Below are 16,520 nucleotides of genomic sequence, written 5' to 3' on the forward strand. Positions count from 1 at the left end.
GCTCCGCAAACGGGTCCTCCTCGCCCGATGATCACCGGCGGGCCAGAAGAATCACAAGATCAGCGACAGATCCCCTGGTGTGGCTCCCCAGGTGGGTGCATCTTTCGCCCCGATGCGTTACTTCTGGGACCGATGTGCGAAAGTTGCGGGAAAGCGGTTTTCCCGGCCGCGTCCGACCTTGCGGCACCCCCTCCCCACCACCTCGAAGATCGGCCCTGTCCCGACGATCAGCGCCACCTCGAAGATCCCGCGTCCGGTCCGATCCTGCTCGGAGTCCGATCGATGTCCCTGTCCACGGCCGTGCGTCTGCAACGCCCGCGCCCGGTCGCCTTCGCCATCGCACTCGTGCTGGCGTGGTTGCTGCTTGCTCTTGTCGCGTTCGCCCTGCGCCGCGGTCCCATCGAGGATGATCTTTCCGCCCGGGCGACCGCGGCGGTCCGGTCCACCGGCGGCGGGCACGCCCAGGTTCACGTCGAGGGGCGTGATGCGGTCGTCACCGGTCGTTTCCCGAGTGCCGCCGCCGCCGAACAGGCGCGGGCCTCGGCCGCGGTCGCCGGCACGACCTCCGCGCGTCTCGGTGACGACGTGGTCATCGCGACCGAACCCGCGCGCCCCCTGGTGCTCGCCGTGGCCGGCCGAGGACTGTCGATCACGGCGACCGTGCCCGACCGGGCGAGCCGTGCCGTGTTGCTCGCCGCCGTGGCGGACGCGAGCGGCGGGTCGGTGACCGGCGAGGTCCGGGTCGACCCGGCCGTGGCGGAGCCGCCGGTGGAGGCGGTGGCCGCCGTCGCGGCGGCGCTGCGCGGTTTCCCCGGGAACCACTCGGTCACAGTCTCCGGGACGACCGTGGCGGTGGCCGGCAGCGCCCCGGACGAGGTCACGAGGCGGCGCCTCGGCGCCCAGGTGCTGGCGGCGGCCGGTACCACCGTTCCTGATGCCACCCTGGACAACCGGCTTGTCGTCCCGGGAGAGAAGCCTGCCGCCCCGGCGGCGAAGCCCACCTCCGACGCCGGGGCCCTCGCGGCCCTACGCGCTGCCCTCGACGGTCGGAACGTGACGTTCCCGGTCGGCGCAGCGACACTGAGCCCGCCGGCCGGGTCGTGGTCCTGGTCGGCGGCCACACCGACGCCTTCGGGCCGGCGACCCTCAATCAGGCGTTGTCTCTGGACCGGGCCCGGGTGACTGCCGACTACCTGACGGACCGGGGCGTACGTCCCGACCTCATGCGCGTCGCCGGGTTCGGTTCCCGGTGGCCGGAGGCCGACAACGCCACGCCCCGGGGACGGGCGGCCAACCGTCGGGTCGAGATCGTCCCGTGGCCCGATCGCTGATTCTGGGCGAGCCCGATCCCGGCTGATCCGGTCGATCTGCAGTCCGGCCGATTTCCGGCCCAGTGTCACGGTGATGTCGCGGATGCGCGACCGTCTTGCCTGCGGCGGGTGGCCCATGGCACCCTCTGCTTAGGGAAGGCTTAGCTAAGGCTGCTCCGCAGGGTCGACTGCCCCACGGGGTCGAAGGATCATCGACAGATCGACAGGGTCGCGAACTGCCGCTTGGCCGTCCGCGTGCTGGCTGTCTCGGGCGTGGTGAGGTGCGGTGCTCGTCTGTTCATGCTTCGCGGTGTCCGACCGGATGCTACGCAATGTGATCGCGTCGGGTGCCTGCGACGTTGACGCCGTCGGCGAGCGATGTGATGCCGGGACGGGCTGTGGCGGCTGTGTAGAGGAGATCGCCGAGCTGTTGGACGAGGCGTACGCGCGCCGCGGCAGCCCGGTCGCCAGGGCGGGGTAGGGTTCCGGAGGGGTGCTGGTCACCTCGTTGTGGTACCCCGCGTGGCGGCCCGCCCGCCCGCGACCCGTACCGCCCGGACCATCCGCAACGATCGAGCTCCCGGCGCCGCGTCCCCCGCCGTTGACCGCCGCGCCCGCCGACCGGCTCCGGCTCGCCCACTATCCGCTCGTCGGCGACATCGGGTTCGACTCGGCGGTGGCCGTGACGGACGCCCCGCCGGCCGCGGGCACCTTCGCGTTCGTGGTGTTCTCCCAATCGGCGACGACCGTCGGCCGGGGGACCGTCGCCTGGATCTCCATCCGCACGCGCCACGGCTCGTACCAGACGTCGAGGCGCGCCATCGGCTCGTCCGCGGGCCCGTCGACACTCGGGGTCCCCGCCGGCAACCCCCACTGCGCCTCGATGCGGCGGTACATGATCTCGGTGAGGTGCGGCGCGTCCCGGCCCAGGTCGTCCAACGTCTCGGTGGTCAGCGTCCGGCGGCTGATCGGACCACGCCGGGCCAGCGCGGTCCGCAGGCTCGCGACGGTGACGAAACGCCGGCGGACGGCGTCGACGAGCAGGCCCTGCGCGTCCGCGCGGGTAGACGCCCACTCGGCCATGTCGATGACGGACCGGGCGGGGGCCGTCCGCCGGGGCAGGTGGAGGGGATCGATCTCGGTGATGTCGAGCCGAGCGCTGTGCCGCAGAAGCACGCCCGGCGGCGCGGCGATCCGGCGGTCGGTGGGCAGGAGAACCGTCACCGGGCCGGTGTCGTAACCGTCCAGACCCGCGAGCCCCGCCGCGCAGGCGCCCGCGAGCACCGCGTCCGGGCCGACGGCCTGCAGGGCCCCCCACAGCTCCTGCATCCTCGTCACGGGTGCGGCGGCCGTGATCAGCACGCCGCGGAAGGGTTGCTGCCAGCGGCCGTCGTTCAACCGTCGGCGGATCTCGTCGCGGGTGATGCCGGCGTTGATCGCATCGCGCATCGTGATCACGCCGGCCTGCATGGTGGCGATCTCCTGCCAGGAGAGTCGGCCAGGGTTATGGGCCATGAGAAGACGATGGCGGTTGTCTGTCCGTTGGGCCAGAACCTTTTTCGGGCTGTGGATAACTTTCGGCTGTCTCCTTCCTGACGGCCGCGTTCCGGCCCGGGTCAGCCATGCCCCGGGTGGTGGTCCCCGACGCCGGGAACCCATCCCCGCGTCCCCGGGTGAGTGCTCTGACCCCCGGAGCCGCCGGAGCCGCTGGGACGTGTCTTGGGCGGGACGAGCCGGTAGACCTCCTCGTCGGCCGGCGGTTGCTGGCCGATGCCCGGAAACCCGACGGGCGGGGCGGGCTCGATCCGACGCCGTTCCTCCGCGCCGGTCCGCGCCAGACCGGCATGATCAGTAGCAGCCTGGCCCGTACCAGTCTGGCCCGCGCCGGACTGGATCATCCCGGCTCCGGCGGTTCCGGCGTGGTGACCCGCCAGGGGCGCGGCGGCCGCGTCGGGTACGGACCAGCGGTCGGCCGGGGAGACCCCGGGCAGCAGGACGGTGCCCGGATTGCAGTCCCCCGGCACCACCCGTCCCGCCCCATCGACCGGGTTGACCAGCAGGAATGCGGTCGCCGGCAGGGTCTGGACGGTGGTCGGCTCCACGGTGAACTCGTAGACCCGCTGGGAGGTCGTGCCGTCGGTCGTCGAGTCGCTCACCGACGAGTTTGTCGTGCGCTGCCAGGTCTGCGATCGCGACGTCGTCACCGACTCCTGCCATCCGGCGTTCTTCGACGTGTTCTGCAACCAGGGCAGCAGCCGGGTGCCGTCGTAGGTCCGGCCGGTTCCGCCGCTGGTGCCGGCCGTCTCCGAGGTGCCGTCCTGGTCACCGACGCTGTCGCTGTCGCCGGCCGTGAAACTGCGCCCCACCTGGGCCGTCACCTGAGACATGACGAAGCGGTAACCACGCCCGATGAACTCCGCCGCGGTCGCGGCGTCCTTACCGTTTCCCAATCGCATGATGATCGTCGAGCCCCCCTGGCTGCCCAGCACCCGTTCGGCGTCGTCGGCGAGCCGTTCGAAGAGCAGCACGAGCCGCACCCCGGCGAGCTCGGCGTGGCGGGTCAGCCCGGTCAGGACCGCTCGGCCGAGATGGTCCGCCCCGGCGACAACCAGCATGTCCCGGCTGGTCGGCCCGCCCCGCTGGCGGCGACGGAGCTGGTGGAGCACGGTCTGGACGAGGAGCCGGTCCGCGAGTTCCTTGCGGTGGGCGGACGAGTCCCGGCTCGACGTGGCGAGAACCCGCAGCCCGGGTACCGGCCACCAGGCCGCCAGCGGACGGGGCACACTGTCGGCCCTGGTCGTCGGCACCCTGGTCGTCGACCTACCGGCTGCGGCCGTCAACATGTGGGCCTCGACCGTCGCGGCCGGTGCCGTCGCGGCCGGTGCCGTTGCGGCCGTGGCTGGTGGTGGCGGGCTGAGCGCCTCCAGCGAGGAACGCAGGTAGCGCAGCTCATCGGCGATCCGGTCGCCGCGGCCGAACGCGTCCATGTGCGCGGTGAGCTCCCCGGCTTCGGCCGTCGACAGCGACATGGCCGCGCTGCCGTCGTCGAGACCTTCGAGGACGCGCAGGCCCTCGGCGAGACGGCGAATGCTGAGCCATTCGTACAGAACGACGGCGACGGTGGTGATCAGATCCGCGTGCAGGGCGCGTCGGTGCGGATCATCGCCGCTCTCCTGGGACAGGCCGAACGCGTCGGCGACGAGCTCGCCGGCCTCCCGCGGCCCGAGGCCGTCGAGGAGTGCCACCTCGTCGAGCTGGCGGGGCAGGTCCCAGGACTCCACCGGCCAGCGCGCCTGGCCGGCGAGGCGCGCCAACCCCCCGCCCACCGTCCGCTCGCTGAGATCGACGAGCAGGATGCCGGTGCCGCCGGTGAGCACCGAGCAGCCCGCGGTGGCCAGCAGGCTCGCCCATCCGTCGCCGGTTCCGCCGAACACGTCGATCCTGGGGGTCGCCGCGGGGGCCGAGACGGGATAGAAGACGGCGGTGGCCTCCCGGCGTTGCAACTCGGCCCGGTCGTGCGCGTCGACCTCGGTCTGCCAGGACGTCAACGCCTGTAGGTAGCGGGTGTACCCGTCGGCCCGGGCCGACGCGGCCCGGGATCGCGTCCGGCCCAGCCGGCAGCGCAGGACCAACGGAGGCAGGCACGCGACCACGGCGAGCGCGAGTCCCGCCGGGACGAAGAAGAAACCCCCCTCGCCCGCGAGCAGCGTGCCGAACACCACGAAGGCCATCGGCAGGACGAGCCGGGTCAGCAGGGCGCGGACGGCATGGTTTCGCCGGGCCGTGAGCGCGGTCAGATCGGGCGGTTTGGGCTCCTGCCAGGCCGGTTGACGGTCGGCGAGCGGGCTCGGGGTCGATGGACCGGTGTCGACGAACTCCCAGCCCCAACGCTCCCGTGGAACGAAGAGCCCCTGGATCAGTCGGGCCTCAGCCGTGGTCAGCGTGCCCACCCCCATCGCCGACCCTCCGCCGTCCCACTCGCCTGCTCCTGCGTTGCCGCCCACCGTGTCGCCGCCCACCATGCCGCGACTCCCCGCTCCCGATCATTGTGCACCTGGAAACGATCTCGGCACGCCCGGTGTCGATACCGGGGCGTTACGTGGCCATTATGGCGTATGGTGTCCACTCTGTCGCATTCCGCCGTGCATGCAGGCCCTGCCGTGCATGCCGGCCCTGCCGTAGCGCCCCGACGGTCGACGGGCCCGGGCGCTCAGTCCTGCACTGTCCCGAACGCGGGTGCCGTCCCGATGGGCGGGCCGGGGGCGATGGCTGCCGCGGTGGACTCCGGTGGGGCGCTCCCCGGTCCGCTCGGCGCGGGGCCGACGAGGTCGGAGATCTGAGTGGCCAGCTCGGCCAGTCCGTCGCCGGTGCATGCCTGGTGGAGTGCGTCCGACAGCGAGGCGGCATCCGCTGCGCCGGTGAGTTCCCGGACCGCCGCGGTGAGGCCGCTGACCGCCGGATCACCGATGTTGACCTTCTCCCGGCCCGGAGCGTAGAGGGCACTGTTCTTCATCCGGGTGAGCTGTTCGCCCACGGTCTTGCCCGGCAGGGTCAGACCGCGCTCGCGCCAGGCCGCGGTGAGCGGATGCGGGCCCGCGTCGGCCCCCCGCCGGCGCACCGCGTCGACCAGTGCCTGCCGGACGTCCTGCCAGCGGTACACGCCCGCGGTCAGGTGCCGGGAGTCGACGGTGTTCGCCGCGTCTGCCGCGTCTGCCGCGTCTGCCGCGTCCGCCGGGGACGGCGGCAGGCCGAGGAGCCGGCGCAGCGTCGCGAGCAGGGCGGTGGTGAAGTCGTCGGGGTCGACGAAGGGGCGCAGCGCGGCGGCGCGGGCGTCCGTCGCCCGGTCGGCGGCATGGGCGAGCGCGCAGTCGAGGATGCGACCCGGCAACGCAGCGAGGGTGGTCCGCAGGGGTTCCGCCGGAGCGAACGGCGCGATCCCGAGCAGATGGGTGACGCCCATGACCTGGTGCGCGGCCACCGCCTCGACCCACACCACCAGCAGGGGATCGCGGGCCGCGAGGGCGGACGTCTCCGTCTCCTCCAGGGTGCAGGCGGGACCGGCGACGCAGGCCGCGCCGCAGCCGAGGCTGCGCCGTCTGGCCAGGGGCACCTGGTCGTAGTGCGCGAGGCGCGCGCTTTCCCGGTCGTCTCCGGCGACCATCCGGGCCAGCACGGGACGGTCCATGCCGTCCGCGCTCACCGCCGCCACCCCCGCCGGCAGCGCCACGACCAGCTCGGACTGGTCGTCGCGCAGGTTCATTGTCGCGCCGACGGCTTCCCGGTCGTCGGCGGCCGGGAGCCGGTGCATCACCTTCAGCGCGGTGTTCTTGATAACGTCGGGAAGGATTTTCGCTGGGATCTGTTCCACGACAATGAGCCCCTCGCCGTAGGCGCGGATCTCCGCGAGCAGCGAGGCGAACAGGTCGACGGCGGCCGCGGCCGGGCCGTCGGTGACGTTCTTGAGCAGCCGGTGGGCCTCCTCGAGGACCAGGACGTGGCGCAGTCCGCCCGCGCTGCCGTACCGGACCCGCAGATGCTCCACGACGCGGATCAGGACGGCGCCGAGCAGGAACGCCTTGTCCTGGTCGCTGGTGATGTCCTCCAACTCGAAGACGACGTTGCGCGCCAGCAGGGCGCCGATGTCGATCGGATGCCCGCCCTCGAAGAACCGACCGGGAGAACCCTCCCGCAGGCTGCCGATGCGCACGTCGACAAAGCCCCGGACGTCCGCCGTGACCTCCGCGCCGTAGCCGATATTCTCGACCACCCTCGTCGCGGTGCGCTGCAGGTCCCCGAGGGTCGGATATCGCCTGCGCACGTCGACCTTCGGGTCCTCCTTCGGCCCGGCCACCCGGAATCTGGGCCGGTGCGCGGGCTCCGGCCGGTCCAGCACCAGGTTCCATCCCAGGTCTTGGTAAGAGACCGTCAGCGCGCGGGCGAGCACCTGGGGGAACGGCTCGTGCGCCTCGAACGCCGCCAGGAACAGGGCCCGGACGAGATCGATGTGGCTCTGCAAGGGAAAGCCGGGCTCGGGTTCCAGCGGGTTCAGCGACGCCGGTGGAGCGTCGAGCCGGCCCGGCCTGATGACGAGCACCTCGGCGAGGCCGGCGAGCCGCCCGGCCATCCGGGCGTACTCGGCCTTGGCCGGCTCCAGGACCAGCCACGGAACGGGCGCCGGAGCACGGGTCAACGACTCCAGCAGCGACCGCACGGTCTGTGACTTCCCGGATCCGGTGGCGCCGCAGACGAAGGCGTGCCGGTTGAGCGTCGCGCGGGGAACCGAGAACGCGCCGGCCGGCATCCAGCCGGCGTCGAGCACGTCGCCGAGCCGAACGGCGCCGGGCGTTCCCCGGGGGTCCGCGGGACCGGACCGGTTCGGACCCTCGGGCGTCACGTCGAAGGCGTGCGGTGTGATCAGGGTGATACCCGGCAGCTCACGGCCGGGCGGCCGGGCCAGCGCCGCCAGCAGCTCCGCGCTCGCTCGCGGCGAGGGCCGCGGCGAGCCGGCCAGCCCGCCGGTTCCGGTTCCGGCTCCGACCCCGGCTCCGGCTCCGACCCCGCCGAGGGCCCCGCGAACGAGGTGACCGGGCCGGTCGGACTCAACGTGTAGGGCAGCCGGTCGAGATCGCTGGAGCTGCACAGCAGGGCGGCCAGCGAGACCGCGCCGGCCGGGGTCACCCCACCGACCAGGATCTCCACGTCCCACATGCCGCTCGACGCGCCCCGGCCCAGTTCCCGGTAGCGGGCCTCCGCGCGCTCCAGGTCGAGCCGGGCGCCCTGGTCGTTCTCCCGCCGGCGCAGCACGGGAATCGATCGCGAGAGGTCCGCCCGTTCCTCGGCGAGATGTTCGGGGGGCACCGGCCACGCGAGCACAAGCCAGGCGAACGGGCCGACGAGATGCGCGGCGTAGTCGTCGAACGATCCGCGGCGGGTGTCCGGCGGCCGGACGTCGGTGCCGGGATCGGCGGCCCACAGGGCATCCGGGAGGCCTTCGCACCGCAGCCAGTAGGGGAAGCCTGCGAGCTGGGCGGGTACGGCGTCCGGTGGCAGCGCCACCGCTGTCGATCCCGGCGGGTACAGCAGCGGAACCGCGGTTGCGGCTGGTGTCGACGTGGCTGTTGCGAGCGACGTGGCCGGTGTCGACATGGCCGCCGCGGTCGGGTCTGTCGTGGTCGGGCCCGCCGGGAAGAAGGGGCGGCCGCCGGCGAGGAACCGGATGTGCGCCTCACCCGGGCCCCGTAGCCAGGCGACGCCGATTCCCGGCCGGGCTGCTCCCGGCACCGGGTACGGGCCGCCGCGAGTGGACGCACCGGAGACGGTGGGTTCGTGGCCGGGCCCGAGCGAGGTCAACTGCGCGTGCGCGCCGACGAGGGCGGCGAAGAGCGCGGCCGGTACGGGATCGGGCCGGTCGGGTGTGTCGGGTCGCCGAGGGGCGGTGAGGATGCGGTGGAACCGGAAACCGGCGAGCACGATCGGAGGGGCCTATTCGTGCCGGCTGCGCCGGGAACGGCCGCCGGCCGTCCGTACCACCATGCCGGGCTCCTCGTGGTCTTCGTCTCGTCTCTCCGCGAACATACTTCTGATCATCGATGCCGATGTGGCAATCTATCACCCTCCGCTGGGCATTGGATCCGGATCGTGTCCATCATTGCTCGAAGTACTTGAATTCTGAGATCGGGGAGGAGTGAGGGTCGAACATGGAGGCATGGACGGTTGTCTCCGATCGTCACGGTCCCGGGCGCATGGACTCCCGTCGTCGTGATCGCGGTCTGCGGGTGTCGTGGGCCGACGCACCGGCGGCTGCTCCGGGATACCTCCCCGAGTCGGGGTACCTCGCCGGGCTGGGCTACCTCGCCAGGTCGGCGCGAATGATACGTATTGTCATCGCCGGTGCATTATGGCCGCAGCCGGATGGCGCGGGCGTGGCGGCCGCCGGGGGTGGCAGAGGTCACGGGGGTGGCAGAGGTCAACAGTGCGTCGCCGCCCCGCCCGTGGCGTCGTCCCGGAAGTCGGAGGCATGGCCGATCATCGCAGGAATCGCCGCCGGACCGAGACGCGTACGAGCCCCCCGCGGGGTCGCTCGGTCGCGGTCGGTGCCGCCGCGGTGGGTGTGACGTTGGCGGTGGGGGCGGCCAGTGCACTTCATCTCAGCAGTCCCGGCTCGGACCCGGGCTCCTCGCATGACCTGTCGGTGTCCGTACCGTCCGGGCCCAGGGGCGCGCCCCAGCTCGGACGCACATCCGGGCTCGATCCCACCTCCGAAGCACGTCCGGCGGGAGTGGGTGGGCCGGTGAGGACGAGCCGGGCGGCCGGCACCGGCGCGGACGGTAGGGCGGGGCCCGCCTCCGACCTCACGGCGATCCCCGAGGTCGGACCGGTGATGATGACGAAGATCCCGCAGGCCGCCCGGCAGGTGATCGTGGTGAGCGGCATCGACCGGAACGCGAACACCAACAACGTGACGCTGTGGGAACGAGCCGATCCCGGCTCCGCCTGGGAGACCTACGGCGCCCCGCTGATCGGCCGCAACGGCGCCGACGGCTGGACGTATGACCATCGGGAGGGCGATCTGCGCAGCCCGATCGGCGTGTTCAGTCTCACCGCCGCCGGTGGCAAGCTGGCCGATCCGGGCACCGGTCTGCCCTACGAGTATCGCCCGTCGTTCTACCGGGCGACGGGTCCGCGGGGCGAGCTGATGCCCGACGCGTTCAACTACGTGGTCGCCATCGACTACAACCGACTGCCCGGGCATCCGCCGTCGGACCCGACCCGTCCGCTGGGCCCGCAGATCGGCGGGGACATCTGGCTGCATGTCGACCACAGATCGCCGACGCGGGGCTGCATCGCGGTGGAACAGGACGCCCTCGTGGCCATTCTCCGTTGGCTGACCCCGATGGCCCATCCCATGATCGTTATGGGAGACGCGGCGGACCTCGGCGCCGACAACGCCCGCCCCTGAGCCCCTTGCCTTGCCTATCCAGAGGGATAAATCAGACACAAAAGCCTCTGGACAGGCAAGGAAGCCGGTGAGGCTCAGCCGGCTGGCTTCTCCGCGTGCTGTTCCGCGTGCCCACCGAACTGCTTGCGCATCGCCGACAACAGCTTGTCGGCGAACAGGCCATCCCCGCGCGAGCTGAACCGCTCGTAGAGGGACGCTGTCAGCACATGGGCGGGAACGCCCTCCTCCACGGCGGCCAGTACCGTCCAACGTCCTTCCCCGGAGTCGGACACCCGGCCGCTGAACTCGGTGAGTCCGGGATCCTCCTGCAGCGCGGCGGCGGTGAGGTCGAGCAGCCAGGAACTAACCACGCTGCCCCGCCGCCACACCTCGGCGATCGCGGTGGTGTCGAGGTCGTACTGGTAGTACTCCGGGTTGCCCAGCGGGGCGGTCTCGGCGTTGTGCTCGGCGGACGTCGTGCCGATGTTCGCCTTGTCGAGCACCGCGAACCCCTCGGCGAAGGCGGCCATCATGCCGTACTCGATGCCGTTGTGCACCATCTTGACGAAGTGACCGGCGCCGTTCGGGCCGCAGTACAGGTATCCCTTCTCGGCCTGGGTGATCTCGCCGGTCCGGCCCGGGGTCCGCGGGATGGTGCCGACGCCGGGTGCGATCGTCTCGAACAGCGGCTCTAGGCGGGCCACGACCCCCGGTTCGCCGCCGATCATCAGACAGAAGCCGCGTTCCAGCCCGAACACGCCCCCGGAGGTGCCGACGTCGACGTAGTGGATGCCCCGCTCGACGAGCGACGCGGCACGCAGGATGTCATCCCGGTAGTAGGAGTTGCCGCCGTCGATGATCACGTCGTCCGGCGCGAAGTGCTCGGCCAGGGCCGAGACGGTCTCACCGGTCAGCCTGGCGGGCACCATGATCCAGGCAGCCCGGGGCGGACGCAGGGCTGCGGCGAACTCGGCGAGGCTCCGCGTCTCCGTGGCGCCCTCCGCCGCCAGGGCCTTGACGGCCTCGGGGTTGACGTCGTAGACCACGCATTCGTGACCACCGCGGATCAGCCGGCGCACCAGGTTGGCACCCATCCGGCCGAGTCCGATCATCCCGAGCTGCATCTTCATCTCTCCGCTGGTTCGTCTCGATGGCCCGCTCCGGCGTGTCGCCGGGACGGGCCCGGCCTGGCGCTCCTGACGCCATTCTCCGTGCTGCATCCGTGCTTCCCCGTCCGTGGTGCACGTGCTTCTCGTCTCCGAGCCGGCGCCGGTCCGGTCACGGTCCGTCCGTGCCGTCTGGATCAGTTGGATCAGTTGGATCAGTTGGATCAGTTGGATCAGTTGGATCAGTTGGCGAGCCGGGCGGGACCCCGAAAGTTCCCGATGATCTTCGGTTGGCGTGGATCGAGCGGCAGATTCTAACGAGCAACGACGGAGGGCTTGTGAGCGAGCCGGGCAGGGCAGGGGAGGCGGCCATGGATGCCGACGCGGACGTGATTGTGCTCGGCGCCGGGCCCGCGGGCGAGAACGTCGCCGGCCGCTGTGCCGACGCGGGTCTGTCCGTCATCGTCGTCGAACGCGAGCTCGTCGGCGGGGAGTGCAGCTACTGGGGCTGTATCCCGAGCAAGACTCTCCTGCGGCCGGGGGAGGTGCTGGCGGCGGCCCGCCGCGTTCCCGGCGCGGCGTCGGCGGTCACCGGACCCGTCGACGCCGCCGCGGCGTTCGCCCGGCGAGACCGGATGGTGGGCGACTACTCCGATTCCTCCCAGGTGCCCTGGCTGGTCGACAAGGGCGTCGAGCTGGTGCGCGGGACCGGGCGCCTGGTGGGGCCCGCCGGCCGGGTCGCGGTGACGCTGCTGGACGGCAGCCGCCGGGTGCTGACCGCATCCCGAGCCGTGGTTGTGGCCACCGGGACGCGGGCCGCCGTTCCACCGATCCCCGGTCTCGCCGACGCCGAACCGTGGGACAACCGGACCGCGACCGGCGCGCGGAAGGTCCCGCACCGCCTCGTGGTGCTCGGCGGCGGCGCCGTGGGGGTGGAACTCGCCCAGGCCTTCCGCCGGCTCGGTAGCGCGGAGGTGACCTTGATCGAGGGATCGCCCCGGCTGCTCGTCCGGGAGGAGGAGTTCGTCAGCGAGCAGCTGCGGGCCGCCTTCGAGGCGGCCGGCATCACGGTGCGGCTCGGAAGCCGGGCGGTCGAGGTCCGCCGGGCCCGGACGGGACCGGACGGCTCGGTCGGGCCGGTGACCGTCACGGTGGAGTCGGCTGAGCCGGCCGAGCCGGCCGAGCCGGGTGAGCGGCGGCCGCGCCGCGATGCCGTGGTCGCCGACGAGATCCTGGTCGCCGTCGGGCGCACCCCGGCGACCGGCGACCTGGGCCTGGAGACCGTGGGCCTGCAACCCGGGCGGTTCATCGAGGTCGACGACCGGCTCCGCGCGGTCGGCGTGGCGGGGGACTGGCTCTACGCGGTCGGCGACGTCTGCGGCCGCGCGCTGCTCACCCACATGGGCAAGTACCAGGCCCGGCTGGCGGCCGACGTCATCACCGGCCGCCGGGACCTCGCCGGCGCTCCCGTGCGCGACCTGGCCGACCCGGCGGCCGTCCCGCGGGTGACCTTCACCGATCCACAGGTCAGCGCGGTCGGACTGACCGAGCGGGCCGCGCGGGAGGCCGGGATCGCCGTGCGGGCCGTGAGCGTGCCGACCGGCTCGGTGGCCGGCGCGTCGGTGCGGGGGGAGGAGATCACGGGCACGTCGAAGATCGTCGTGGACGAGACCCGCCGGGTGCTCGTGGGAGCGACCTTCACCGGTCCGGACACCCAGGAGATGGTGCACGCGGCCACGATCGCGATCGTCGGAGAGGTGCCGTTGGAGCGGCTGTGGCACGCGGTCCCGTCGTTCCCGACAGTCAGCGAGGTCTGGCTGCGCCTGTTGGAGGTCTACGGATGACGTCGTTGCGCGGACGTCGTTGCGCGGACCGCAGCACCGAAACGCCTGGGCGGGGCCGCGGATCGGGTTGGCCGAGCCTTCAGGACGGCCCGCCGGTCGCCGCCGGGGCGCGGTGGTCGGTCCGGCCCAGCCGGCGCACGTCGGGCACGCCGAGCCGGGCCGCGTCGGCGGTCGCGTCGTCGGCCTGCCGCTGCGAGGCCCGTTCGGCCTCCACCCGGGCGAGGTAGTGCTCGACCTCGCGGGTGCGGGTCGCCTGGTCCCAGCCGAGCACGGGGGCGATGAGATCGGCCACGTGCTCGGCGGCCTCCACCCCCCGGTCGATGGTCTCGATCGAGACGCGGGTCCGCCGGGTGAGCACGTCCTCCAGGTGCAGCGCCCCCTCGTGGGAGGCCGCGTACACCGCCTCCGCGGCCAGGTAGGTCGATGCCCCGCGCAGCGGCTGGGCGAGATCCGGCCGCGTCTCGATGAGGTCCAGGAGCTCCTCGGTGAGGGTGCCGTAGCGGTGCAGGAGGTGCTCGATCCAGCCGACGTGCAGCCCCGCGCGGCGGGCGAGGGTCTCCCGGGCGTTCCACAGCGCGGGGAACCCGTCCGCGCCGAGCAGCGGGATCTTCTCGGTGCACGACGGCGGCACCGCCCGGTTCATGCCGTGCACGGCCGCGTCGACGGCGTCGGCGGCCATCACCCGGTAGGTCGTGTACTTCCCGCCGGCGACCATCGTCAGCCCGGAGACGGGGCTGACCACGGCATGCTCGCGGGACAGCCGCGAGGTGTCCTCGGACTCCCCGGCGAGCAGCGGGCGCAGCCCGGCGTACACCCCGGTGATATCCGCCGCCGTGAGCGGCGTGCGCAGCACCCGGTTGACCGTGCCGAGCAGGTAGTCGATGTCGGCGCTGCTGGCCGCTGGATGGGCGAGGTCGAGGCTCCAGTCGGTGTCGGTGGTGCCGATGATCCAGTGGCTGCCCCACGGGATGACGAACAGCACGCTCTTCTCGGTGCGCAGGATCAGGCCGGTGGCGCCATGGATGCGGTCGCGGGGCACGACGATGTGCACTCCCTTGGAGGCCCGGACCGACAGCTGGCCACGTCCCCCCACCATCGCCTGGATCTCGTCGGTCCATACTCCGGCAGCGTTGATCGTCTGGCGGGCCCGCAGCTCGATCTCGGCGCCCGACTCGAGGTCACGCACCCGCACGCCGGCGACCCGGTCGCCCTCCCGCAGGAAGCCGGTGACCCGCGCGCTGGTCGCGATGAGCGCCCCGTAACGGGCGGCGGTCCGCGCGACGAACACGGTGTGCCGCGCGTCGTCGACCTGGCCGTCCCAGTACTGGATCGCGCCGACGAGGGCGTCCGGGCGCAGCGACGGGAACTCCCGCAGCGCCGCCTTGCGGGTCAGGTGCCGGTGATGGGGCATGGTGGCGTCGCCGCTCGGCCCGATGCGGGCCAGCCCCTGCCCGAGGGTGTCGTAGAGCAGCACGCCACTGCCGATGTAGGCACGTTCCCAACCGTGGCGGGTCAATGGCAGCAGGAACGGGATGGCCCGGACCAGATGGGGCGCGAGCGTGTCCAGCATGAGGGACCGCTCCCGCAGCGCCTCTCGGACCAGCGGGGCGTTGAGCTGCTCGAGGTACCGCAGCCCGCCGTGGATGAGCTTGCTCGACCGGCTGGACGTGCCGGCGGCGAGGTCGCGCGCCTCGACCAGGGCGACGGACAGGCCCCGGGTCACCGCGTCCAGCGCCACCCCCGTGCCGGTGACCCCGCCGCCGATCACGGCCACATCCACCGGATCCGCCCCCATCCGGCGCAGTGCCTCGGCGCGGCCGACCCGGTCGAGCCGGGCGGTCGGGGTTCCGTGTCTGGTCGGCGTCATCGCCAGTTGCTTCCTCTCCTGCGAACGTCCTCGCGTCCCGTCGTCGTGATCGCCCGGGACGCTCCGGCGGCTCGCCACCCATCGTGCCGGCTGTCGGTGTCCGGTGTCCGGTGTCCGGTGTCCGGCGCCCGGGCGCGGGATCGTTGAACGTCCATGAATGTCTGTGAACGTCCGGCCGGGGCGTGGTGGGATGCGAATGCGACCGTCCCGGGATCCCGCGCGAGGCGACCGGATGGGCGACCAGATGGAGGTCAACACCAGATGGAGGTCAACGCATGGACCTGACCCACCCGCCGGCCGAGGAACGGTTCCGTGCCGAGTTGCGGGCCTGGCTCGCCGAGAACATCCCCGCCCCCTGGACGGAGCCCGGGTTCTGGGCCGGCGTGGGGGAGGCCGAGGGCTTCGACCTGCGGCGGGACTGGGAGCGGCGCAAGGCGCTCGCGGGCTTCGCCGGGATCGACTGGCCGGTGGAGTATGGCGGCCGGGGCGGCACCCCGGGGATGATGGCCGTCTACGACCAGGAGATGCAGCTCGCCCGGGCGCCGCGCTCGGTCAACACGCTGGGCCTGGCCTTCCTCGCGCCGACGGTGATGGCGGTCGGGACACCCGAGCAGAAGCGCGACATCCTCGGGCCGATGCTGCGCAACGAGGTGATCTGGTGCCAGGGCTTCTCGGAACCCGGCGCGGGCTCCGACCTCGCGGCGCTGCGTACGTCCGGGGTGCTCGACGGGGACGAGTACGTGGTCAACGGGCAGAAGGTCTGGACGACGTTCGCGAACCGCGGAGACAAGCTCTTCACCCTGGTCCGGACCGAGCCCGGCAGCCGGCGCCATCACGGCATCTCGCTGCTGCTCATCGACATGCACGCTCCCGGGGTGGAGGTCCGGCCGATCCGGCAGATGAGCGGCGCCAGCGAGTTCGGCGAGGTCTTCCTCACCGACGTGCGGGTGCCGGCGTCGGAGTGCCTGGGCGGGATCGGCAACGGCTGGGCGACGGCGATGCTTCTGCTGTCGTTCGAGCGCGGCGCGTCCGGGATCAGCCAGTACACCGGCTTCCGGCGCAGCTACGACGAGATCGTCCGGGTCGCCCGGGCGCTCGGCCGCGACACCGACCCGGTGCTGCGCCAGGAGTTGGGCCGACGCATGGTCGAGCTCGAATGCCTGCGCTACCACTCGATGCACGTCCTCACCCAGGTAGAGCAGGGCCGGGACCTGGGGGCCGAGTCGTCGATCACCAAACTGCAGTGGTCGGAGACGTACCAGGACCTGTTCGAGACCTTTGATGCGCTGCTCGGCGCCGATGTGGCGCTCACCCACCCCACCGCGGACCTCGATCTGACGACGCTGCGGCAGGAGAGCTTCTGGACCCGCTCCGTCACCATCTGGGGTGGATCCTCGCAGGTACAGCGCACGATCGTCGCGGAGCGGGTCCTCAGCCTGCCACGCGGATCATGAT

General features: G+C 72.4%; 12 protein-coding genes. 6 read left to right on the forward strand and 6 right to left on the reverse strand.

Annotated features, from left to right (window positions below):
• Nucleotides 1-282 precede the first annotated feature (282 nt).
• The 3 genes from AC08OU_RS07930 to AC08OU_RS07940 all read left to right on the forward strand — a co-directional run bounded on the left by AC08OU_RS07930 (nucleotide 283) and on the right by AC08OU_RS07940 (nucleotide 1,791).
• Nucleotides 283-1,182 carry an OmpA family protein gene (locus AC08OU_RS07930; protein ID WP_476604581.1) on the forward strand — a complete coding sequence of 300 codons (900 nt, stop codon included), beginning with the start codon at nucleotides 283-285 and terminating at the stop codon, nucleotides 1,180-1,182.
• A complete protein-coding gene (locus AC08OU_RS07935) occupies nucleotides 1,101-1,331 on the forward strand; it encodes an OmpA family protein (protein ID WP_462189200.1) in 231 nt (76 codons plus the stop codon). The genes AC08OU_RS07930 and AC08OU_RS07935 overlap by 82 nt, the downstream gene beginning before the upstream one ends.
• Nucleotides 1,332-1,596: 265 nt before the next feature.
• Entirely contained in the window at nucleotides 1,597-1,791 is a 195-nt protein-coding gene (locus AC08OU_RS07940) for a (2Fe-2S)-binding protein (RefSeq protein ID WP_462189201.1), read from the forward strand.
• 158 nt (nucleotides 1,792-1,949) lie between these two features.
• On the opposite strand, the gene AC08OU_RS07945 is transcribed toward AC08OU_RS07940, so the two are convergent.
• From AC08OU_RS07945 to AC08OU_RS07960, 4 genes are all read right to left on the reverse strand, one after another.
• Nucleotides 1,950-2,825 (reverse strand): type IV toxin-antitoxin system AbiEi family antitoxin domain-containing protein, encoded by an 876-nt coding sequence (locus AC08OU_RS07945; protein ID WP_476604582.1) that lies wholly within the window; start codon nucleotides 2,823-2,825, stop codon nucleotides 1,950-1,952.
• Nucleotides 2,826-2,926: 101 nt separating this feature from the next.
• Entirely contained in the window at nucleotides 2,927-5,332 is a 2,406-nt protein-coding gene (locus tag AC08OU_RS07950) for a hypothetical protein (RefSeq protein WP_476604583.1), read from the reverse strand.
• A gap of 188 nt (nucleotides 5,333-5,520) precedes the next feature.
• A complete protein-coding gene (locus AC08OU_RS07955; protein ID WP_476604584.1) occupies nucleotides 5,521-7,704 on the reverse strand; it encodes an ATP-binding protein in 2,184 nt (727 codons plus the stop codon).
• Between the two features lie 20 nt (nucleotides 7,705-7,724).
• Complete coding sequence (locus AC08OU_RS07960) at nucleotides 7,725-8,780, reverse strand: hypothetical protein (RefSeq protein ID WP_476604585.1); 1,056 nt, start codon at nucleotides 8,778-8,780, stop codon at nucleotides 7,725-7,727.
• 820 nt (nucleotides 8,781-9,600) lie between these two features.
• On the opposite strand from AC08OU_RS07960, the gene AC08OU_RS07965 reads away from it, so the two are divergent.
• Nucleotides 9,601-10,269 (forward strand): L,D-transpeptidase family protein, encoded by a 669-nt coding sequence (locus tag AC08OU_RS07965; RefSeq protein WP_462186472.1) that lies wholly within the window; start codon nucleotides 9,601-9,603, stop codon nucleotides 10,267-10,269.
• Nucleotides 10,270-10,343: 74 nt separating this feature from the next.
• Here the strand turns inward: AC08OU_RS07965 and gnd are convergent, their stop codons facing one another.
• Complete coding sequence (gnd, locus tag AC08OU_RS07970) at nucleotides 10,344-11,372, reverse strand: phosphogluconate dehydrogenase (NAD(+)-dependent, decarboxylating) (RefSeq protein ID WP_476604587.1); 1,029 nt, start codon at nucleotides 11,370-11,372, stop codon at nucleotides 10,344-10,346.
• A 353-nt stretch (nucleotides 11,373-11,725) separates the two neighbouring features.
• Here gnd and AC08OU_RS07975 point away from each other — a divergent pair, with 353 nt between their 5' ends.
• A complete protein-coding gene (locus tag AC08OU_RS07975; protein WP_476604586.1) occupies nucleotides 11,726-13,198 on the forward strand; it encodes a dihydrolipoyl dehydrogenase family protein in 1,473 nt (490 codons plus the stop codon).
• A gap of 79 nt (nucleotides 13,199-13,277) precedes the next feature.
• Here AC08OU_RS07975 and AC08OU_RS07980 read toward each other — a convergent pair whose 3' ends face one another.
• Complete coding sequence (locus AC08OU_RS07980; RefSeq protein ID WP_476600359.1) at nucleotides 13,278-15,065, reverse strand: glycerol-3-phosphate dehydrogenase/oxidase; 1,788 nt, start codon at nucleotides 15,063-15,065, stop codon at nucleotides 13,278-13,280.
• A gap of 275 nt (nucleotides 15,066-15,340) precedes the next feature.
• Between AC08OU_RS07980 and AC08OU_RS07985 the strand changes: the two genes are divergently transcribed.
• Nucleotides 15,341-16,519, forward strand: a complete 1,179-nt coding sequence (locus AC08OU_RS07985) for an acyl-CoA dehydrogenase family protein (RefSeq protein ID WP_476600361.1) — start codon at nucleotides 15,341-15,343, stop codon at nucleotides 16,517-16,519.
• Nucleotide 16,520: the final 1 nt, after the last annotated feature.

The sequence above is a fragment of the Frankia sp. CcMO1 genome, assembly GCF_977945845.1.